General features: G+C 44.6%; 16 protein-coding genes. 9 read left to right on the forward strand and 7 right to left on the reverse strand.

Annotated elements, in window-relative coordinates; genetic code table 11:
• Nucleotides 1-107: 107 nt before the first annotated feature.
• From RBH91_RS05515 to RBH91_RS05540, 6 genes are all read left to right on the forward strand, one after another.
• The gene (locus tag RBH91_RS05515; RefSeq protein ID WP_307893746.1) at nucleotides 108-1,199 is read left to right on the forward strand and encodes a citrate synthase/methylcitrate synthase; all 1,092 of its coding nucleotides are present in this window, start codon (nucleotides 108-110) and stop codon (nucleotides 1,197-1,199) included.
• 128 nt (nucleotides 1,200-1,327) lie between these two features.
• Entirely contained in the window at nucleotides 1,328-2,392 is a 1,065-nt protein-coding gene (locus RBH91_RS05520; protein WP_307893747.1) for a PQQ-dependent sugar dehydrogenase, read from the forward strand.
• An 82-nt stretch (nucleotides 2,393-2,474) separates the two neighbouring features.
• On the forward strand, nucleotides 2,475-3,344 hold the full coding sequence (locus RBH91_RS05525) for an SDR family oxidoreductase (protein ID WP_307893748.1): 870 nt from the start codon (nucleotides 2,475-2,477) through the stop codon (nucleotides 3,342-3,344).
• A gap of 137 nt (nucleotides 3,345-3,481) precedes the next feature.
• The gene (locus RBH91_RS05530; protein ID WP_076761587.1) at nucleotides 3,482-4,840 is read left to right on the forward strand and encodes a sodium-dependent transporter; all 1,359 of its coding nucleotides are present in this window, start codon (nucleotides 3,482-3,484) and stop codon (nucleotides 4,838-4,840) included.
• Between the two features lie 21 nt (nucleotides 4,841-4,861).
• Nucleotides 4,862-6,490: a pyridoxal phosphate-dependent decarboxylase family protein gene (locus RBH91_RS05535; protein ID WP_307893749.1), complete on the forward strand. Its 1,629-nt coding sequence runs from the start codon at nucleotides 4,862-4,864 to the stop codon at nucleotides 6,488-6,490.
• An 82-nt stretch (nucleotides 6,491-6,572) separates the two neighbouring features.
• A complete protein-coding gene (locus RBH91_RS05540; protein WP_307893750.1) occupies nucleotides 6,573-7,076 on the forward strand; it encodes a hypothetical protein in 504 nt (167 codons plus the stop codon).
• Nucleotides 7,077-7,095: 19 nt separating this feature from the next.
• Here the strand turns inward: RBH91_RS05540 and RBH91_RS05545 are convergent, their stop codons facing one another.
• Entirely contained in the window at nucleotides 7,096-7,971 is an 876-nt protein-coding gene (locus RBH91_RS05545) for an AraC family transcriptional regulator (RefSeq protein ID WP_307893751.1), read from the reverse strand.
• Between the two features lie 80 nt (nucleotides 7,972-8,051).
• Nucleotides 8,052-9,449, reverse strand: coding sequence for a MocR-like pyridoxine biosynthesis transcription factor PdxR (gene pdxR, locus RBH91_RS05550; protein ID WP_307894675.1), 1,398 nt, complete (start codon nucleotides 9,447-9,449; stop codon nucleotides 8,052-8,054).
• A gap of 114 nt (nucleotides 9,450-9,563) precedes the next feature.
• Here pdxR and RBH91_RS05555 point away from each other — a divergent pair, with 114 nt between their 5' ends.
• A complete protein-coding gene (locus tag RBH91_RS05555; RefSeq protein ID WP_307893752.1) occupies nucleotides 9,564-10,001 on the forward strand; it encodes a GNAT family N-acetyltransferase in 438 nt (145 codons plus the stop codon).
• 231 nt (nucleotides 10,002-10,232) lie between these two features.
• On the forward strand, nucleotides 10,233-10,310 hold the full coding sequence (locus RBH91_RS05560) for a putative holin-like toxin (protein WP_125921372.1): 78 nt from the start codon (nucleotides 10,233-10,235) through the stop codon (nucleotides 10,308-10,310).
• A 468-nt stretch (nucleotides 10,311-10,778) separates the two neighbouring features.
• On the opposite strand, the gene RBH91_RS05565 is transcribed toward RBH91_RS05560, so the two are convergent.
• From RBH91_RS05565 to sigM, 3 genes are read right to left on the reverse strand one after another with little or no spacing between them, the layout of a single operon-like run.
• Nucleotides 10,779-11,069 (reverse strand): anti-sigma factor, encoded by a 291-nt coding sequence (locus RBH91_RS05565; protein WP_148956210.1) that lies wholly within the window; start codon nucleotides 11,067-11,069, stop codon nucleotides 10,779-10,781.
• On the reverse strand, nucleotides 11,057-12,127 hold the full coding sequence (locus RBH91_RS05570; protein ID WP_307893753.1) for an anti-sigma factor: 1,071 nt from the start codon (nucleotides 12,125-12,127) through the stop codon (nucleotides 11,057-11,059). The genes RBH91_RS05565 and RBH91_RS05570 overlap by 13 nt, the downstream gene beginning before the upstream one ends.
• Nucleotides 12,120-12,611 carry an RNA polymerase sigma factor SigM gene (gene sigM / locus RBH91_RS05575; protein WP_307893754.1) on the reverse strand — a complete coding sequence of 164 codons (492 nt, stop codon included), beginning with the start codon at nucleotides 12,609-12,611 and terminating at the stop codon, nucleotides 12,120-12,122. The genes RBH91_RS05570 and sigM overlap by 8 nt, the downstream gene beginning before the upstream one ends.
• Nucleotides 12,612-13,411: 800 nt before the next feature.
• Between sigM and RBH91_RS05580 the strand changes: the two genes are divergently transcribed.
• Complete coding sequence (locus tag RBH91_RS05580; RefSeq protein WP_076761602.1) at nucleotides 13,412-14,014, forward strand: lysophospholipid acyltransferase family protein; 603 nt, start codon at nucleotides 13,412-13,414, stop codon at nucleotides 14,012-14,014.
• A gap of 80 nt (nucleotides 14,015-14,094) precedes the next feature.
• Here RBH91_RS05580 and RBH91_RS05585 read toward each other — a convergent pair whose 3' ends face one another.
• Nucleotides 14,095-15,387, reverse strand: coding sequence for an acyl-CoA thioester hydrolase/BAAT C-terminal domain-containing protein (locus RBH91_RS05585; RefSeq protein WP_307893755.1), 1,293 nt, complete (start codon nucleotides 15,385-15,387; stop codon nucleotides 14,095-14,097).
• On the reverse strand, nucleotides 15,387-15,983 hold the full coding sequence (locus RBH91_RS05590) for a TetR/AcrR family transcriptional regulator (RefSeq protein WP_076761605.1): 597 nt from the start codon (nucleotides 15,981-15,983) through the stop codon (nucleotides 15,387-15,389). The genes RBH91_RS05585 and RBH91_RS05590 overlap by 1 nt, the downstream gene beginning before the upstream one ends.
• Between the last annotated feature and the right edge of the window lie 104 nt (nucleotides 15,984-16,087).

Raw genomic sequence — 16,087 nt, forward strand, 5'->3', positions numbered from 1 at the left:
CGGTCCTCCTGATTAATTTTTTTAATCAAAGACATCAATATAATTCAATATTTTTTAAATATTATATCAATTATAATGAAAATGACAAAGGCAAAGGAGGAATTCACATGGTATATCACGGATTAAAAGGGATTACTTGTGTTGAAACAGCGATCAGCCGCATTGATGGTGAAAAGGGAAAGCTGATTTACAGAGGATACAATGCAGACCAGCTGGCGCTTGCTTCGACATTTGAGGAAATTGCTTATTTGATACTTAACGGAGTGTTTCCAAACGAAGATGAACTTCAAACTTTCAAGGAAATGCTTGCTTCATTTCGCGTACTGCCAGAATCGGCTGAAAAGCTGATTGCGAGCCTTCCTAGTGCATTAGACGATATGGCGGCACTCCGCACGGTCATCTCTTCATTCGGAGATAAAACGTATAGATTCCGTCCGACAATGGCAGAAGCGGTTCGGCTGATTGCGGTCGCTCCAACGATCATCGCCTTCAGAAAACGTCTGATGGATGGAAAGGAGCCTGTACAGCCGCTTTCTGAGCTTGGCTTTGTAGAAAACTATTTTTATATGCTGAAAGGAAAGCGTCCGACCGAAGCGCAAATGAAAGCACTTGAAACGTACATGATTCTCGCCATGGAACACGGCATGAACGCGTCAACCTTCTCGGCAAGGGTCACGGTGTCTACTGAATCCGATCTTGTCTCAGCCGTCACGTCCGCACTAGGCACGATGAAAGGGCCTCTGCATGGCGGAGCACCGTCGGCGGTGACTGGAATGCTTGAGGACATCGGAGAAAAATGCCGTGCTGAAAGCTATTTAAGAGCAAAGCTTGAAAAAGGCGAGAGACTGATGGGATTTGGACATCGTGTGTATAAAACGCACGATCCGAGGGCGAAGGCTTTGCGGATTAAAGCTGAAGAAATTGCCGGAGACGATCGGGATATTGATCTGGCTCTTCACGTTGAGAACACGGCGATCCGTCTATTGGAAGAATATAAGCCCGGCCGGAAGCTTTATACCAATGTCGAGTTTTATGCAGCGGCCGTCATGAAAGCGATCGATTTTGACGCCTCATTGTTTACGCCTACATTTTCGGCAGCCAGAATGGTCGGCTGGTGCGCCCATGTGTTGGAGCAGGCTGGCGATAACATGATTTTCAGGCCGTCGGCCAAATATATCGGAGAGATGGTCTCTCAGTAATGAAAGCGCACGCCTTCTGAATAGAAGAGCGTGTTTTTTTAATTTGCTGAAAAACTGCAAGTTTTCAGTAGGGAAATGGGCTGGTGTTCTTGAATGTAAACAGCAGAAAACATTCTGGGGGGAGACGATTGAAAAGGTTATTCCTGTTTTTGATGATGTTCATCGTTTTGACCGCGTGTTCAGCTGACCAAAGTCATGAAAAAGATCAAGATGCCATGACATCGGGAGAAGGAGGGAGCGGGGCAGAAGTCATTGCAGACCGGCTTGATGTACCCTGGAATATCGTTTATAACGGCAGGACATTCTACATCACAGAACGAAACGGCAAGATCACGTCCGTAACAGACGGGAAAAAGGAACGCATGCAGCTGCAGCTCAAAAAGCCGGTTCATCAGGAAGGGGAAGGCGGGCTCCTCGGGTTTGCGCTTCACCCCGATTTTCAAAACAATCAGGAAGCTTATGTGTATCATACATATCAAGACGGGCCCGACATAAAAAACCGAATCGCAAAATTGACGCTCGATCATCTGACTTGGACTGAAGCGGATGAGCTGCTTGCCGGTCTGCCAGGCGGCACCATTCATAACGGCGGCCGGCTCGCCATCGGTCCTGATCAAAAGCTTTATATCACCACAGGTGATGCGGGTGAGAGAGAATGGGCACAGCAGCCAGAAAAAATGGCAGGGACGATATTAAGAATGGAGCTGGACGGTTCAGTGCCGGCCGACAATCCTTTCAAAGCATCGTATGTATACAGCTACGGACACCGAAACCCGCAGGGGCTGGCATGGATCGACACAAAGCTTTACAGCTCGGAGCATGGTCAGACAGGCCATGACGAAGTGAATCAAATTGAGCCTGGTGCAAACTATGGATGGCCGGTGATTGAAGGCGGCGAAACGAAAAAAGGAATGAAAGCGCCGCTCATCCATTCAGGAGAAAAAACATGGGCTCCGTCAGGCATGGTGGCGAAAGGAAGCATTCTCTATATGGCGGGATTGAGGGGAGAAGCCATTTACCAGGTTGATCCTGCTGCAGCCAAAGCTGAAAAATGGCTAGGCGGATTTGGGAGGATCAGGGACATTCACATCATTGGCGACGATCTTTATTTCATCACAAACAACGGCGACGGAAGAGGTACAAAGCAGAAAAACGACGATCGGCTCATTCGAATTCCGCTTTCTGATCAATAAACCCGCATCACCTGTTCATGCGTTTAGCGCCGGCACAAATGTGGTAACTGACCACTAAACCATGTGAACAGAGGTGAGTCAGATGAATCCGGCGAACAGACAGACTGAAGGACAGAAAGCCCAAAAACAAGATAGACAGCCAGGGGCAGAACATAAGATGGAGCCCCTTCCGCTGAGAGAGGATCGGGATTATCAAGGAAGCGGCAAATTAAAAGGAAAAACCGCTCTTATTACCGGCGGAGACAGCGGAATCGGCAGAGCCGCCGCCATTGCTTATGCGAAAGAAGGCGCAAACGTTGCGATCATGTATCTGGATGAGCATGAAGATGCCAAAGAAACGAAAGCTCGGATTGAACAGGAAGGTGTTGAATGCCTCTTGATTCCTGGGGATGTCGGAGATGAAACACAATGTAAAACATCTGTTCAAAAGACGGCGGATCACTTTGGCAGACTCGACATTCTCGTTAACAACGCCGCTGAGCAGCATCCTCAGAAAGGAATAGAGGATATTTCGACAGAACAGCTGGAAAAAACGTTCAGAACGAATATTTTTTCGATGTTCCACATGACAAAAGCCGCGCTCCCGCATTTGCGCGAAGGGAGCACGATCATTAACACGGCTTCGATTACGGCATATGAAGGAAGCCCCGCTCTGATCGACTATTCAAGCACAAAGGGAGCAATCGTCGCGTTTACCCGTTCAATGGCGGCATCTCTAGTCAAGAAAGGGATCCGCGTAAACGCGGTTGCGCCGGGGCCCATTTGGACGCCGCTGATTCCGTCTACATTCTCTCCGGAAAAGACGGAGCAGCACGGAACAGATACGCCGATGGGAAGGCCTGGACAGCCTTCAGAACACGCCGCAGTTTATGTCCTTCTCGCTTCAGACGATTCGTCTTATATGACGGGACAGACGATCCATATCAACGGCGGAAGATTTATCACAACATAATGATAAACCGGCTGACCATTGAGGAAGCCGGTTTTTTTCTGTTTATTTATTCCGAAAAATAAGAATTTACAAGATCACTTTAAAAAAAGCTATCGAGTAAGAGATAATAGAAAAAGATATAGAAAGGAAGTGTATGAATGAGCGACCGCACAATATCAGCAAAATGGACATCCAAAATAGGATTTGTGCTTGCTGCCGCAGGGTCTGCCATCGGTCTGGGAGCGATATGGAAGTTCCCTTATGTGGCGGGAACAAGCGGGGGAGGCGCATTCTTCCTTGTGTTTGTTCTTTTTACGATACTTTTGGGGTACCCCCTGCTTCTCGGGGAATTTATATTAGGCCGAAAAAGCCAATCTGATGCTATCGGCACCTATCAAAAAATGGCGCCAGGCTCGCCTTGGGTGATAACAGGCTGGATCGGGATCGCCGCGTGTTTTCTTGTTTTATCCTTTTACAGTGTCATCGGCGGCTGGATCTTGCTTTATATCATCAAAGCCGTCACAGGTTCTTTGTCAGGCCTTTCACAAGCGGAGTATGGAGCGCTTTTTGGTTCCATCATACAAGACCCGCTGCAAACGTTGGCAGCCCAGCTCGCGTTTATTATGATGACGATCATCGTCGTTGCCAAAGGTGTACAAAAAGGAATCGAACGGGTCAGTTCGGTCATGATGCCGCTATTATTTATTTTATTTATCGCTCTTGTGTTGAGGGCTTTGACTCTTGATCATGCGATGGACGGTGTTCGCTTCCTGCTTGTTCCTGATTTTGCGGGTTTGACGCCCAGGGCGATCCTTTTTGCGCTCGGACAAGCTTTTTTCACTTTGACACTCGGCGTATCTGTGATGGTGACATACAGCTCTTATTTATCAAAATCTCAAAACCTGCCAAAGTCGGCGATGTCGATCGTCATCATGAACCTTGCCGTTGCGCTGCTCGCCGGTTTGGCGATTTTTCCGGCTGTCTTTTCATTCGGACTGAAGCCAGATGAAGGTCCGACTTTATTGTTTGCGGTCTTGCCAGCTGTGTTTGATCAGCTTCCGTTCGGGATTTTGTTTTTTATCGGTTTTTTGGCGGCTTTTTTATTCGCCGCACTGACATCCGCTTTTTCGATGATTGAAATTATCGTGGCGGCCATCACGAAAGGAGATCAAACAAAAAGGGGAAAATGGACATGGACAATCGGGCTTTTGATTTTTGCCGCGGGCGTTCCCTCATGCTTGTCTTATGGAGTGCTTGATCAGCCGTTCATTTTCAATAAGACGTTTTTTGATGCGGCGGATTACATTGTCAGCAATGTGCTCATGCCGCTGGGGGCGCTTTTCATTTCCATTTTCATTCCGCTGAAATTGTCCAAGCATGATTTATTTGAGGAGATGAAAAGCGGGTCAAAGGCGGGGAGAGGATTTTTTCTCGTGTGGTTTTACCTGCTCCGCTTTCTAGTCCCGCTTGCGATTGTGCTCGTCTTTTTAAACTTAATCGGAGTATTTTCACTTTAACTGATCAGGAGATGGGAGAATATGATGCAACACTTTCAAAACATGTTTCCGAGTGAGGATGGGGGGCATGAGGCGCGGTTTGAACTGCTTGCACTGCTTGAAACCGTGCTGGCCGGGATGGATGAGCTGAAAGATCCGAGCCGGCTGACGCTTGGCCCTGAATCAGAGATTTCGTCTGATTATTACCAAAGTATAATTGATGCGGCCGTTTTGCCTGAAAAAGGGCTCGGAACAAAAAAGAGTGTTGAAGAGCTGTTGAAATTGCTGGAGGGGCATCGCTTTCTGAATCGGCAGTATGTTGCGAATGCGACTCCGCTGCCGAACAATGCCAGCATTGCAGGAAACCTTTTGATGGTTCTTTTGAATGGAAATAATTTATGGGATGTCGATGGTACGGCGGCGGCCAAAACAGAGGTGCAAATCACCAGCATGCTGTCAGACATCGTCGGCTATGACAGGCAAAAAAGCGCGGGATTTACGACGTGGGGAGGACAGGGAGCCGTTTTTCAGTCGCTTAGGCTCGCGATTGCAAATGCCTGTCCTGAAGCGAATCAAAAAGGAACGCCAAATCATTTGTACGCGTTTTGTTCTGAGCTGTCGCATTTCAGCCTCTATAAATCGATGGAAGCCTCAGGTATAGGAACGGACCATTTGATCCGGGTAAAAGCGAATCGCGATCATTCAATGGATCTGTTCGACTTGCGGGAAAAAATGACGGCTGTCATTGAAAACGGCGGACTTCCGGTATATGTTTTGGCAACGCTTGGCACGACAGATACATTCGGGATTGATGATCTGGCGGGCATCAAGCAGTTGACAGAAGAAATAGAGGCCGCATACGGTTTGCCTCGCATATATATCCATGCCGATACAGCGATGGGCGGAATGTACAGCTTTTTTAACGGATATGATTTTGCAGAAAATCCGCTCCGGCTTGAAGATGACGTGCTTGAGACGCTTTCCCGCTATAAGTCTCATTTTCAGCATCTAAAGCTTGCGGACAGCCTTGTCTTTGATTTTCATAAACTCGGCCAAACGCCGTATACGACAAGCCTTTTTTTAGTCAAAAACAGAGAGGATTTTAAAGCGGTTGACTTGGACCCTGATGAGACCCCTTATGTTGGAAACAGGGGTTTTGGCAGCTATCATACAAGCTATACGCTTGAATGCTCAAGAATGGGAAGCAGTATTCCGATTTATGCCTCATTGCTTGCCTTCGGCATCCAAGGCTATCAGCAGATCTTGGCGAATTACATCAGGGTCAATCTGGCGTTTCGCAAAAAGCTGACAGCAGCCTTTCCGAATGCGGCAGTGACCAATGAGGCAGCGCCTGTTACGACTTTCCGGTTTTATCCCCGCAATGTTCGCTATCACGATGAGATAAGCGGAAACATTACTGAAGAAGAGGTTCGGGAAATTAACAGGCATAATGAGACAATTGCAGAAGCGTTGGGGAGGTTCCGCAATCAGACGTACTTTGGCAGTACGAAAAAGCAGAGGTATGTTTATCCTTTCGACAGCCAGTCGCCCGTACCGCTCTACGTTCAGAAATTTTACAGTGTGTCTCCTTACACGACGGTAGATGCAGTTGATGGATATATTGACTTTTTAAAAGCACACGTTGTGCCGGCGGATGCCATAACAGGGTAGACGTAAATGGAAAAAGATATGGAAAAGGGTCTTGGCCAATTCCCTTCTTCCATATCTTTTTTAAAAGCAGGGTGGTTACATGGTGAATGATAGAAAAAGCAGGCTCGGGAAGCTGCTGAAAGAAAATAATAGAAAACAAGCAAAGATACAGCTTATATATGATTTGAAGCAATATCACGGTATAGATATTTCGGATAAAGAATATGCCGATTATCAACTAGCCGAGGAAGTGCATCAGAACATTTATGCCCGTATTAAAACTGATGAAATCAAAACTTTAACATTTCCATACGATGAAAAAACGCTCAAGTCAAAGATTGACTTCATATTTGATTACGATAAGAAATACGAACAGGAAAGAGTTCTATTTTATCCTTCTACATTGGGTTTTTACTTTAGAGGCCAGCGGCTTTATCTTAAGCATCCAATTGCCATCATCATCCCTTTACGAGAATGTAAAAAAATGATGAACAAGCTCATGTTGGGCATGCACGATGATTTGTCTGTCGTTTCAGAGACATTTAAATTTGGATTTGTTCTAAGCGAGGACGAATATTCAAACGTAGCGATCGAATATTGGGATTAAAAAAAGAGCTGTAAACAGCTCAGCTCCTTTTTTTAACAGGGATCCATATTTCGCTTTTGAACATTGGTGAGGAAATATCTTTATGCTCATTCCAGAGGATTTCCGGCCCTTCCATTTGTTCATAGTGAGAGGATGGAAACCATTCAGAATAAATGCGTCCCCACACATTTTGCAGTGTATCAGGAAACGGTCCTGCCGCTTCGAATACTGCCCATGTCAAGGCAGGCACTTCAAGCTGTGTGAAGGGTTCAGGACATTCCTTTGTTGTAGCTGCGCCGATATAATGGTCAAGCTCTCCTTCTTCTTCCATCCGGCCTTCTGAAAAATTCGCGGATGCTTGAATGATTCCTGAAGGCTCCACATTAGAAAGTTTCTTCAGGCTGTCAATCATCTCACTGTTTAACGATTTCCACATCGAGGCGATTTCCGGATGGATTCCGTGAAAAATAACAGGAACCCTTTTATTTATGCCGACTATGCGAAAGGCCTTCTTTTCTTCAATTCGGTAGTTCATTTCGCTTCCTCCTTTAATTGTTAGCTGGAAGGTCATCGGCGGATATGCTTTAAGCGTGTGCACACTGTTTCTGGCTTCTGTCGGCGTAATCCCGTGCAGTTTTTGAAATGCCCTTGTGAAAGCATCCGGGGACTGATAGCCGTATTTCACCGCAACATCAATCACCTTTGCGCTGGTGTCTTTCAGCTCAAATGCCGCAAGGGTCAGCCGCCTGCGACGGATGTATTCTGACAGAGAAATGCCTGCAAGAAAGGAAAACATCCTTTTAAAATGATATTCAGAGCAAAAAGCCAGCTTTGCCAATTTTTTAAAGTCAATATCGGCAGTCAGATTGTTTTCGATGTACTTCAGCGCTTCATTCATGTTCTTCAGCAAATCCATGAGATGACCTCCTTTATTTACAGAATAGCAGGAGCGGAATATCACTATCCGACTTTTTGTGCCCGATTCTGCAGGGTATTTTATGGGCGAAGCCACGCTTTTTTCAGCTTTTTGATTCCGGCTGTGATAGCTTCTTCAGAAAGTCCCCCAAACCCGAGGAGCACGGCCGTCGTTTGCGGCGGTGTATCATATGAGACAGATGCAGGGTAGACTTTGACACCTTCTTCAAGCGCCTTCGAAACCAGCCAATCTTCACTTTGAATGCCGTTTGTTTCAAGAATGATGTGAAGGCCGGCATTTTCTCCTTTGGTTGCGGCATCATTTCCTAATTCCCGCTTGACGGCCTCAAGCAGCGTTTTTCGTTTTTTTCGGTAAAGCGTCCTCATTCGGTTGATATGCCTTTGGTATTCGCCGCTTTTCATAAATTGAGCGACAGCCTGCTGCACATGACGGGAAACCGTTTGTTTATATAATGAACAGAGCTCTTGTCCTCTTTCAGCCAATGGGAGGGGAAGGACCATATAGCTGACCCTTAAAGAGGGGATCAGCGATTTTGAAAAAGTCCCCAAATAGATGACGCGATTGTTTTGATCAAGCCCCTGAAGGGAAGGAATCGGCTGTCCTGCATAACGAAATTCGCCGTCATAGTCATCTTCAATAATATAAGCGCCATGAGACTTCGCCCAGTCAAGCAGCTTCAATCTGCGGCCGACCGGCATGACCATGCCGAGCGGAAACTGGTGGGACGGTGTGACATATGCTAGTTTTGGCCTGTATTGCTGAAGTTCATTGACACAAATTCCGCTTTCATCAACCGCAATGGGCATCACTCGAAGCCCGCCCGCTTTTAAGACGATTTTTGAACGGTAAAATCCCGGATTTTCATACCCGACTGCAGTTCCTTTAGGAAACAGCTGGCACAAAAGCTGCAGCACAACGGGTGTGCCTGCGCCTACGATAATTTGCTCCGGCGTACACTTGACACCGCGCGATTCTCTGAGATAGACAGCTATCATCTTTCGCAAGAAAAGGTCTCCGGCCGGCGGCCCGCTCTGAAAAAGCTCGAAGTCTGATGCATCGACCGTTTTTGCGATTGTTTTTTTCCAGGAGGAGACCGGGAAAGAATGGAGATCGACATGCCCGTGATGAAAATCAATGACATCTTCTAAAGACGGTGATGTTTCCGCCTCTGTGTTAAAAAGGGGCGGCGCTGGATGGTCGTTAAAGTCTCCGTCCGTTTCAGCCGCATACCAGCCCTTTCTCGGTTTGCTGATCAGGTAGCCTTCGGCTGTGAGCTGTTCATATGCGTGTTCGACGGTTGTCTGGCTGACATTTAAATGCTTGGAGAGCGCCCGTTTGGAAGGCAGTTTTGTACCGGGCTGTATATGGCCGCTATGAATTTTGTTTTTAAAAAACATATAGAGCTGCTGATAAAGCGGTTCATCATGTTCGCGGTTTAAAAAAGGCGTTATATCCATAGCACCATACCTTTCAACATATAACATAACTGGCATTCTTTATTTTAGCAAAACTGACTATTTTATTCATGCCAGATTTCGAGTTAAAGTAAATTCATCAATCAGAAAGGAATGATGCTGTTGCTTTATCAAAAGGAAATCCAATCTGAAACAGAGCTAAGGGAAGTGTACCCGGTCATGAAACAGCTGCGGCCCCATCTGGATGAAGAGGCGTTTTTAGAGCTCGCAGACAAAGCGAAGAAAACCGAAAATTATAGGATGTTGGCATTATACGATGATGCTGTTCCCGTTTCCTTGGCCGGGTTTGTGCAGAGAGTAACCTTGAATCAAGGAGTCCATGTGTGGGTAGACGATTTGGTGACGTGTGAAAAACATCGGTCAAAAGGCTATGGAAAAAAGCTGCTCTCGGCTGTTGAAGAGTGGGCAAAACAGCACGGCTGCCGGACTGTCGCACTTTCATCAGGAACACAGCGACGCGAGGCACACAGATTTTACGAGGAAAAAATGGGTTATGAAAAAGCGAGCTATTTATATCGCAAGCATCTCAAATAAAGGGGCTGTCCCAAAAGGCCATAAGAAAGACTTTTGGGCAGCATTAAAAAGTCGCCTCCCACATGAAGCTGACCAAGCTTCGGAGGCGATTCATCATTTTATCCTTTAGCCTCGGCATTTTGTCTTGGGAATGAGAAAACACTCTCAATGTTAGAGAGTGTTATGGTAAAATATTCATTGTATAAAGTTTCGGCTCATTCAACCCCCCCTATGAAAGGGGGGGGGATGCTTATGACAACATACGAAACAATCTCTTTAATGATTGCTTTTGGCATGTTAATTGCCGTGTTGTCTAAAAAAGAAAAATAGACTTCCCTTGAGCACCGCAAAAGTTTAAAGGGAGAGTCTATTTCCAGATTGCGTTTGAGCCAGCCCCTTGCTGGGCCGCTTTGTACACACGACTCGACTGTTGGCGCAGTCGGGTCTTTTTTATTTTATGCATTTCTTAAAGAAGAAATACATTTCACATGTGTTGATCGTACGAGTATGATGTTTCTTTCATGATTCAAAGAAGAATTTGACTCACGAAAGAGGTCATTTCATAGCTTCATATTACTAATTCGAATCTGTAAAAGCAACCAATAATTCTTATAGGGGCATTCTATCAATGAAATGCTTTTCGAAAATTGGAGAAAGCGTCATTTCTAAGGAAATCAAAATCTTCGAAAGCAAATCCAGCTGTACCCGGCCGGCGTTCATAAATATGAGGGGCGGCGGATGAAAGCCGCCTCCGATGCCCGCCCTTAGTCTGTGTCTCCTGTCTATCTGGACCTTACATCAAAATCCAAGCTGCAAATTCGCATCGATAGACACAATGGTCCAGACGCAGATGAGAATGAAAATATTGAGCACGACGCCGAGGAATCCTAGTCCTGTCCGTCCTTTTTTGATGAAGAGCTCGATGATGCCGAGCGGTATGGCGGCCATTGCAAAAGGAAGCATTTTATAGGAAAAAGCGAAGGTATCGCTTATAATCGCCAAATTTAAGATGAAGAGGGAAAGGATCGCTGTCGCGACAGATACCCAGCCAAATACATTATGTTCTTTAAAGATTCTTACCAATTCCATAATTCCACCTCACCTACTTTAGCTGCTTTGACAGGCCCTTTTTCAATCAGGTTTTCAATTTCTTTTGAAGGGCCGGTAATGACCGCTCCATACACGTTTACACCGTTTTTCTCAACGTAATCAAGCCGTTTGGCGAGTTTTAAGTCTTTTCTTCCTGATATGGTTTCAGCCCAGTCATTGTGTTTGATCATATATGACAGCGCGGCTTTGAACTGTTCATTGTCATTCTGAGCAGGGTGCTGAAATTCGAAAATGCGGTTGGAATCCTTTCCAGGATAACCGATCGGTTCAGCGTACGGATGCTCTTTTAAATCGTTTTCGGTTTCTATCGCATTCCAAAGAACACGAATATCGTATCCTTTTAATTTCTCATAGAGTTCCCTTGTCGGATAGGCTCTCTCAAATGAAAGGAAAGCTTCGGCAACAGTCCCGTCAGGCAATTGTTTTAAGATTGATTTGGCTTTGGAAACCGATTTTTCTTTTATGCCCCCTGGATAGACAAAATACCGTTCTTCCTGTGACAGCTCCTGGTTATATTGGTGAACCTGAGGGGACTTCAGCTGGTCAAAAAACATTTCCACTTCTTCATTCCCAACCACTTTCGTCACATTGCCGATCTGTTTTTTTAGCGGAAATTGGGTCTTGATTCCGAATAGCTGCACTTTATTCACGAGTGAATCAGTATCCACTTGAATATTCGGCTTGGTGACGGCTACGGTCATTGAAGCGGTCTGCACCAGTGTGTTTCCTTTGCTTTCATGTCCGCCCAGGCCGTAGTATAAATAGCTCCCGAGCGTACAAAGCGGCAGGATGATGAGCGTAGAAAGGACAGCAAGGGCTGAAATCCGCATATATGATTTGTTTTTTCCATATCGTAAAATCGCTTTTTGTTTTTCAGGACTGAGTGTGAGATCCCAGTTTTCATCTTTCATTTCCTGATCAAGCATATCCTGATATTCTTCAAGTTGTTCAAGCTCCTCTTCAACCTTGATCATTTCCGATTCGGAAAGTTCGCCGTTTTTATATTGTTCCCAACGTTTTTTAAAATCTTCATTCATCGTTAACACCTCTGTTGTAAAGTGCTTTCAGCCGCTGTCTGGCGCGAAATAGAACACTTTTAAAATTAGCCTCTGAGATATTCATCAAGCTTGACGCTTCTTTGTAATTCAGCTCTTTTAAATAATAAAGCGTAAGCGCTTCCCGGTAGTTATCGGGAAGCTGATTCATATATAACGTTAACACTTCCTTAATCTCGACCTGGTGGGCCGGGCTTTGGACCGCGGTTTGAAACAGGCTTCCGATCATATCGTCAGAAATCGTGACTTCCTTTTTATGCTTTCTGACATAATCGATAAACGCATTCCGCGCCACCTGAAAAAGCCATGGCTTCACTTTGCTGTGGTCGTAAGAGTGGATGTGTATATAAGCTCTCATAAAGGTTTCCTGAAGCAAATCCTCTGCAAGATGTTTATCTTTTGTCATGGAGAGCAGGAACCTGTAAACATCATTCATATACAATTGGTAAATTTCATCGATAGTCACTGCCTTTTCTCCCCTCTATGTTATAAACGCATAAGAAAGGTTTGAAGTTGCACTCAATATGTCCACGGCTGTTTTTTCCTCCAATTTCTTACCCTTAAAAATCATCTATCCTATATAATAACTGAACCTGTTCAAAAAAACTAATTTTCATGCAAAACTGAACCTATCTAGCGGACAAGGAAAAAACAAAGTCGTATAGGTGAAGGAGGATGAAGGCTTTGGCAATAGAATATCAAACCTAAATATTGCGGATCGAGTTTCTTATGAAGGGATGTCGAAGGATAGGAAAGATGACAATGGTGTGCGGAAGATTACATCAACGGGAGTATAAGAAACAATGAGACGCCTCCTAATAAAAACCGTTCAAGACCTTTCATCATCATTACCATATATTAAATCGCTCTATTCTGTTTTTGAAATATGTCATTGAAATTTTTTTAACTTTTGCTCCCCCGTTTGTTCAGGTTGTAATGAGGTTTTCCAAACTCCTTGTTTCTTCTGCATCTTTAAATAAAATACACTCATAAACAGATTCATCATTACCTAAGATTGGCAAAGGCGCTTAAATGCTTTGCGTATTTTAAAAAATTGTTGTCATCAGACTGATTTTAGACATTAGCTTCACTCCTGTTTTTTTATTCTAATTCTCAAGACCTTTTAGGATTTTGTCAACAATCTGAAGCAGGGAGTATTCCTCGGTTTTTTGATGAAAGAACAATTTTTAGTACCAGGTAATAAAAAAAGTTGTTATAATGGAAAAGGGAAACCTCATTCGATTACAACAATAAAGGAAGTGCCATATGTATAAATTTACAGCTAATGCTGCAAAAGCGATTCTTTCTTTACGCGGCGGAATTAAAGTATACAATAAGGAGAATCTTCCTAAAGACACAGGCTTCGTTATTGCGTGTACACATTCCGGATGGGTGGATGTAGTCACATTAGGTGTCGGCATTTTGCCTAATGAAATTCATTACATGGCGAAAAAAGAGCTTTTTGAAAATAAATTAAGCGGTTCTTTCCTTTCGAGCATCAACGCTTTTCCGGTCGACAGAGAAAATCCGGGGCCAAGCAGCATCAAAACCCCGATCAAATTGCTGAAAGAAGGAAAGATTGTCGGCATTTTTCCGAGCGGAACGAGATCATCTGAAGATGTTCCTTTAAAAAGGGGAGCGGTCACGATCGCGCAGATGGGAAAAGCGCCGCTTGTACCGGCTGCATACAGCGGCCCGTCCAACGGAAAAGAGCTTTTCAAGAAAGGCAAAATGAAGCTGATCATCGGCGAGCCCCTCAATCCGGAAGATTTCGCTCAATATTCGTCAAAAGAAAAGCTGGCGAAAATGACAGAGGCTTTGAATGACAGTATTAAGGGTCTTGAAACGCAGCTCAAGGAGCTGTCATAAAAAATGCGAACAAGAAACAGCTTCTGGCTGTTGAATGAGACAAAAAAACATCCCTTGAGTCGTAATTGATCATTACGATCTTACAGGGGTGTTTTTTGATTTTGCCAGCATAAAGCCGTTTTTTCCAAAAACAAAAGCAATTCCCGCCAAAATGTCTGGGAAGCGAGAGCATCCGCGGCAGTTTCCCCTCCATATACAACCGTTCCGCTTTGACGTGCAGCGGTTGGAAAATACGGAGGTCTGATATTGTGGCCGGCATTTTCAAAGCATAGATGCTGAACAGAATGGGGAAAGCCGTTCACTTTCAGGCGTTCAACGACTTTTTCGCTCATGAATGCCGAAGGCCAAACCAAATCATCTGTACTTGAAGTTAAAAAGACGGGGCCCTTTATATTTTCTGCTTTAATAATAGAAGGATGATCGTCCTTTATGTTATGTAATGCTTTTTGATAAAGCTCAAGAAAAGATTGAGGCTGCCTTGTGATCTTTTGTTTCATGAACGTCCACAGCTGAGAAATCGTGAACAGTGGGAGAGGGGCAAAGGCCAGCGGTGCGCCGCCCAGACTCCAAGAAGATGTCTGGCGAAGTTTTTTCAATCCGACACCTTGAAAGACGATTCCGCCGCCTACATGGGAAATGACAAAACGGATATCAGGAAAATGAGAACCGATTAAAAGCGCTAATTCCCCGCCTTTTGACCGTCCGAATATTCCGATTTGGCCATGATCGAGCCCCTCTTGACGAAGCAGCCAGGCGATTGCTTTTTGAAAATACTCAAGCGGAATTTCAGCCAATTTTTTAGGAAGCTGTTTGTATTGAAAATAAGGAATTGCGAATGTCGCATAACCGTAATTTGATAACATACCTGCTATTGTTTCATCAAGACCTCCGTCAGATCCGCCTAAAACAATGATGACGGGCGGCCGGTCGGCAGTAAGAGGACGAAAAAAGACGCCGGAGAATCCATTTTCCTCTATTTCCTGCCTTTTTATCGTTTCAGAGACTAGCAATCGTTTTATTTCCTTGCTCAAGATGACCCGTTCGTTTTGCCTCACTTCAATGCGATACACAGAAGGGTGAACCGATTTTTTCTGGAAGGAGCGGGAAGATCCAACTGGTTGCATTGACCAGAATAGCCCCATTTGATCTTGAACTTGATAGGTTCCTTTTAATGGAATTGCTGTTGCAGGATTAACCTCTCCAGATTGATTAGCCTGAAAAACGGCGTGCGATCTCCACGTGACATCGGCTTCATCTTTCACTGTAACAACGATGTAAACGATATCAAACGGATTGAGTCCGCATATCTTCAAATTGATATTTTCATCCCATTTGGAAGCGGAAGGGATGTGCAAAACAGGTTGACAGCTCATCAAGACAGCACTTCCTTTTTAAGTTTTGAGAAAAATAAATCGACGCACTCATCAACAAAGTCTTCTATATGATCAGTGAATGATTCCCGGAATGCCGGCAAATGACGAAACATGATGTATTGATTGAGCAAACCGAAAAACATGCCGCTGAGAACTTGAAAGTTGCCGCCTGAAATCTTTTTTTGAGAATGAAGCTTTGCAAAATAAGCGGCTAAAAACTGTTGTAAGCGGTGGGGAATGTCCATGATTAATTCGGAAACCTCCGGATCTTGTGCTGATTCAGCATAATAAATCCAGAAAACAGTGTCCTTTTCCAGGTTCTCTTCAAGATAAGCTTTGGCGATCAATGTTAAATCCTCTTTAATATTTCCAGTTAATCTTCCCTCAAGCCCGCCGATAAAATCGCCTGATGTTACATGCTGAACAACACTTTCCCGAAATAAATTTCTTTTATTTCCAAAATGTCTAAAAAGGGTCAAATGATTGACTCCTGCCTGTTGGGCAATTTCTCTGGTGGATGCAGCTGTATATCCTTTTTCTTTAAAAACAGCAAGGGCCGCCTGAATTAAACGTTCCCTCGTCAATTGTTTCGTCATATGCCCCTCCTATAAATGTAATCAACTGATTACATTTTAAAGGAAGCTAATGATGTAATCAAGTGGTTACATGGATGGAACCTAAAAAACGGGCAACAAAAAGA

The organism is Bacillus swezeyi, assembly GCF_030908325.1.
GTDB classification, from domain to species: Bacteria; Bacillota; Bacilli; order Bacillales; family Bacillaceae; genus Bacillus; species Bacillus swezeyi.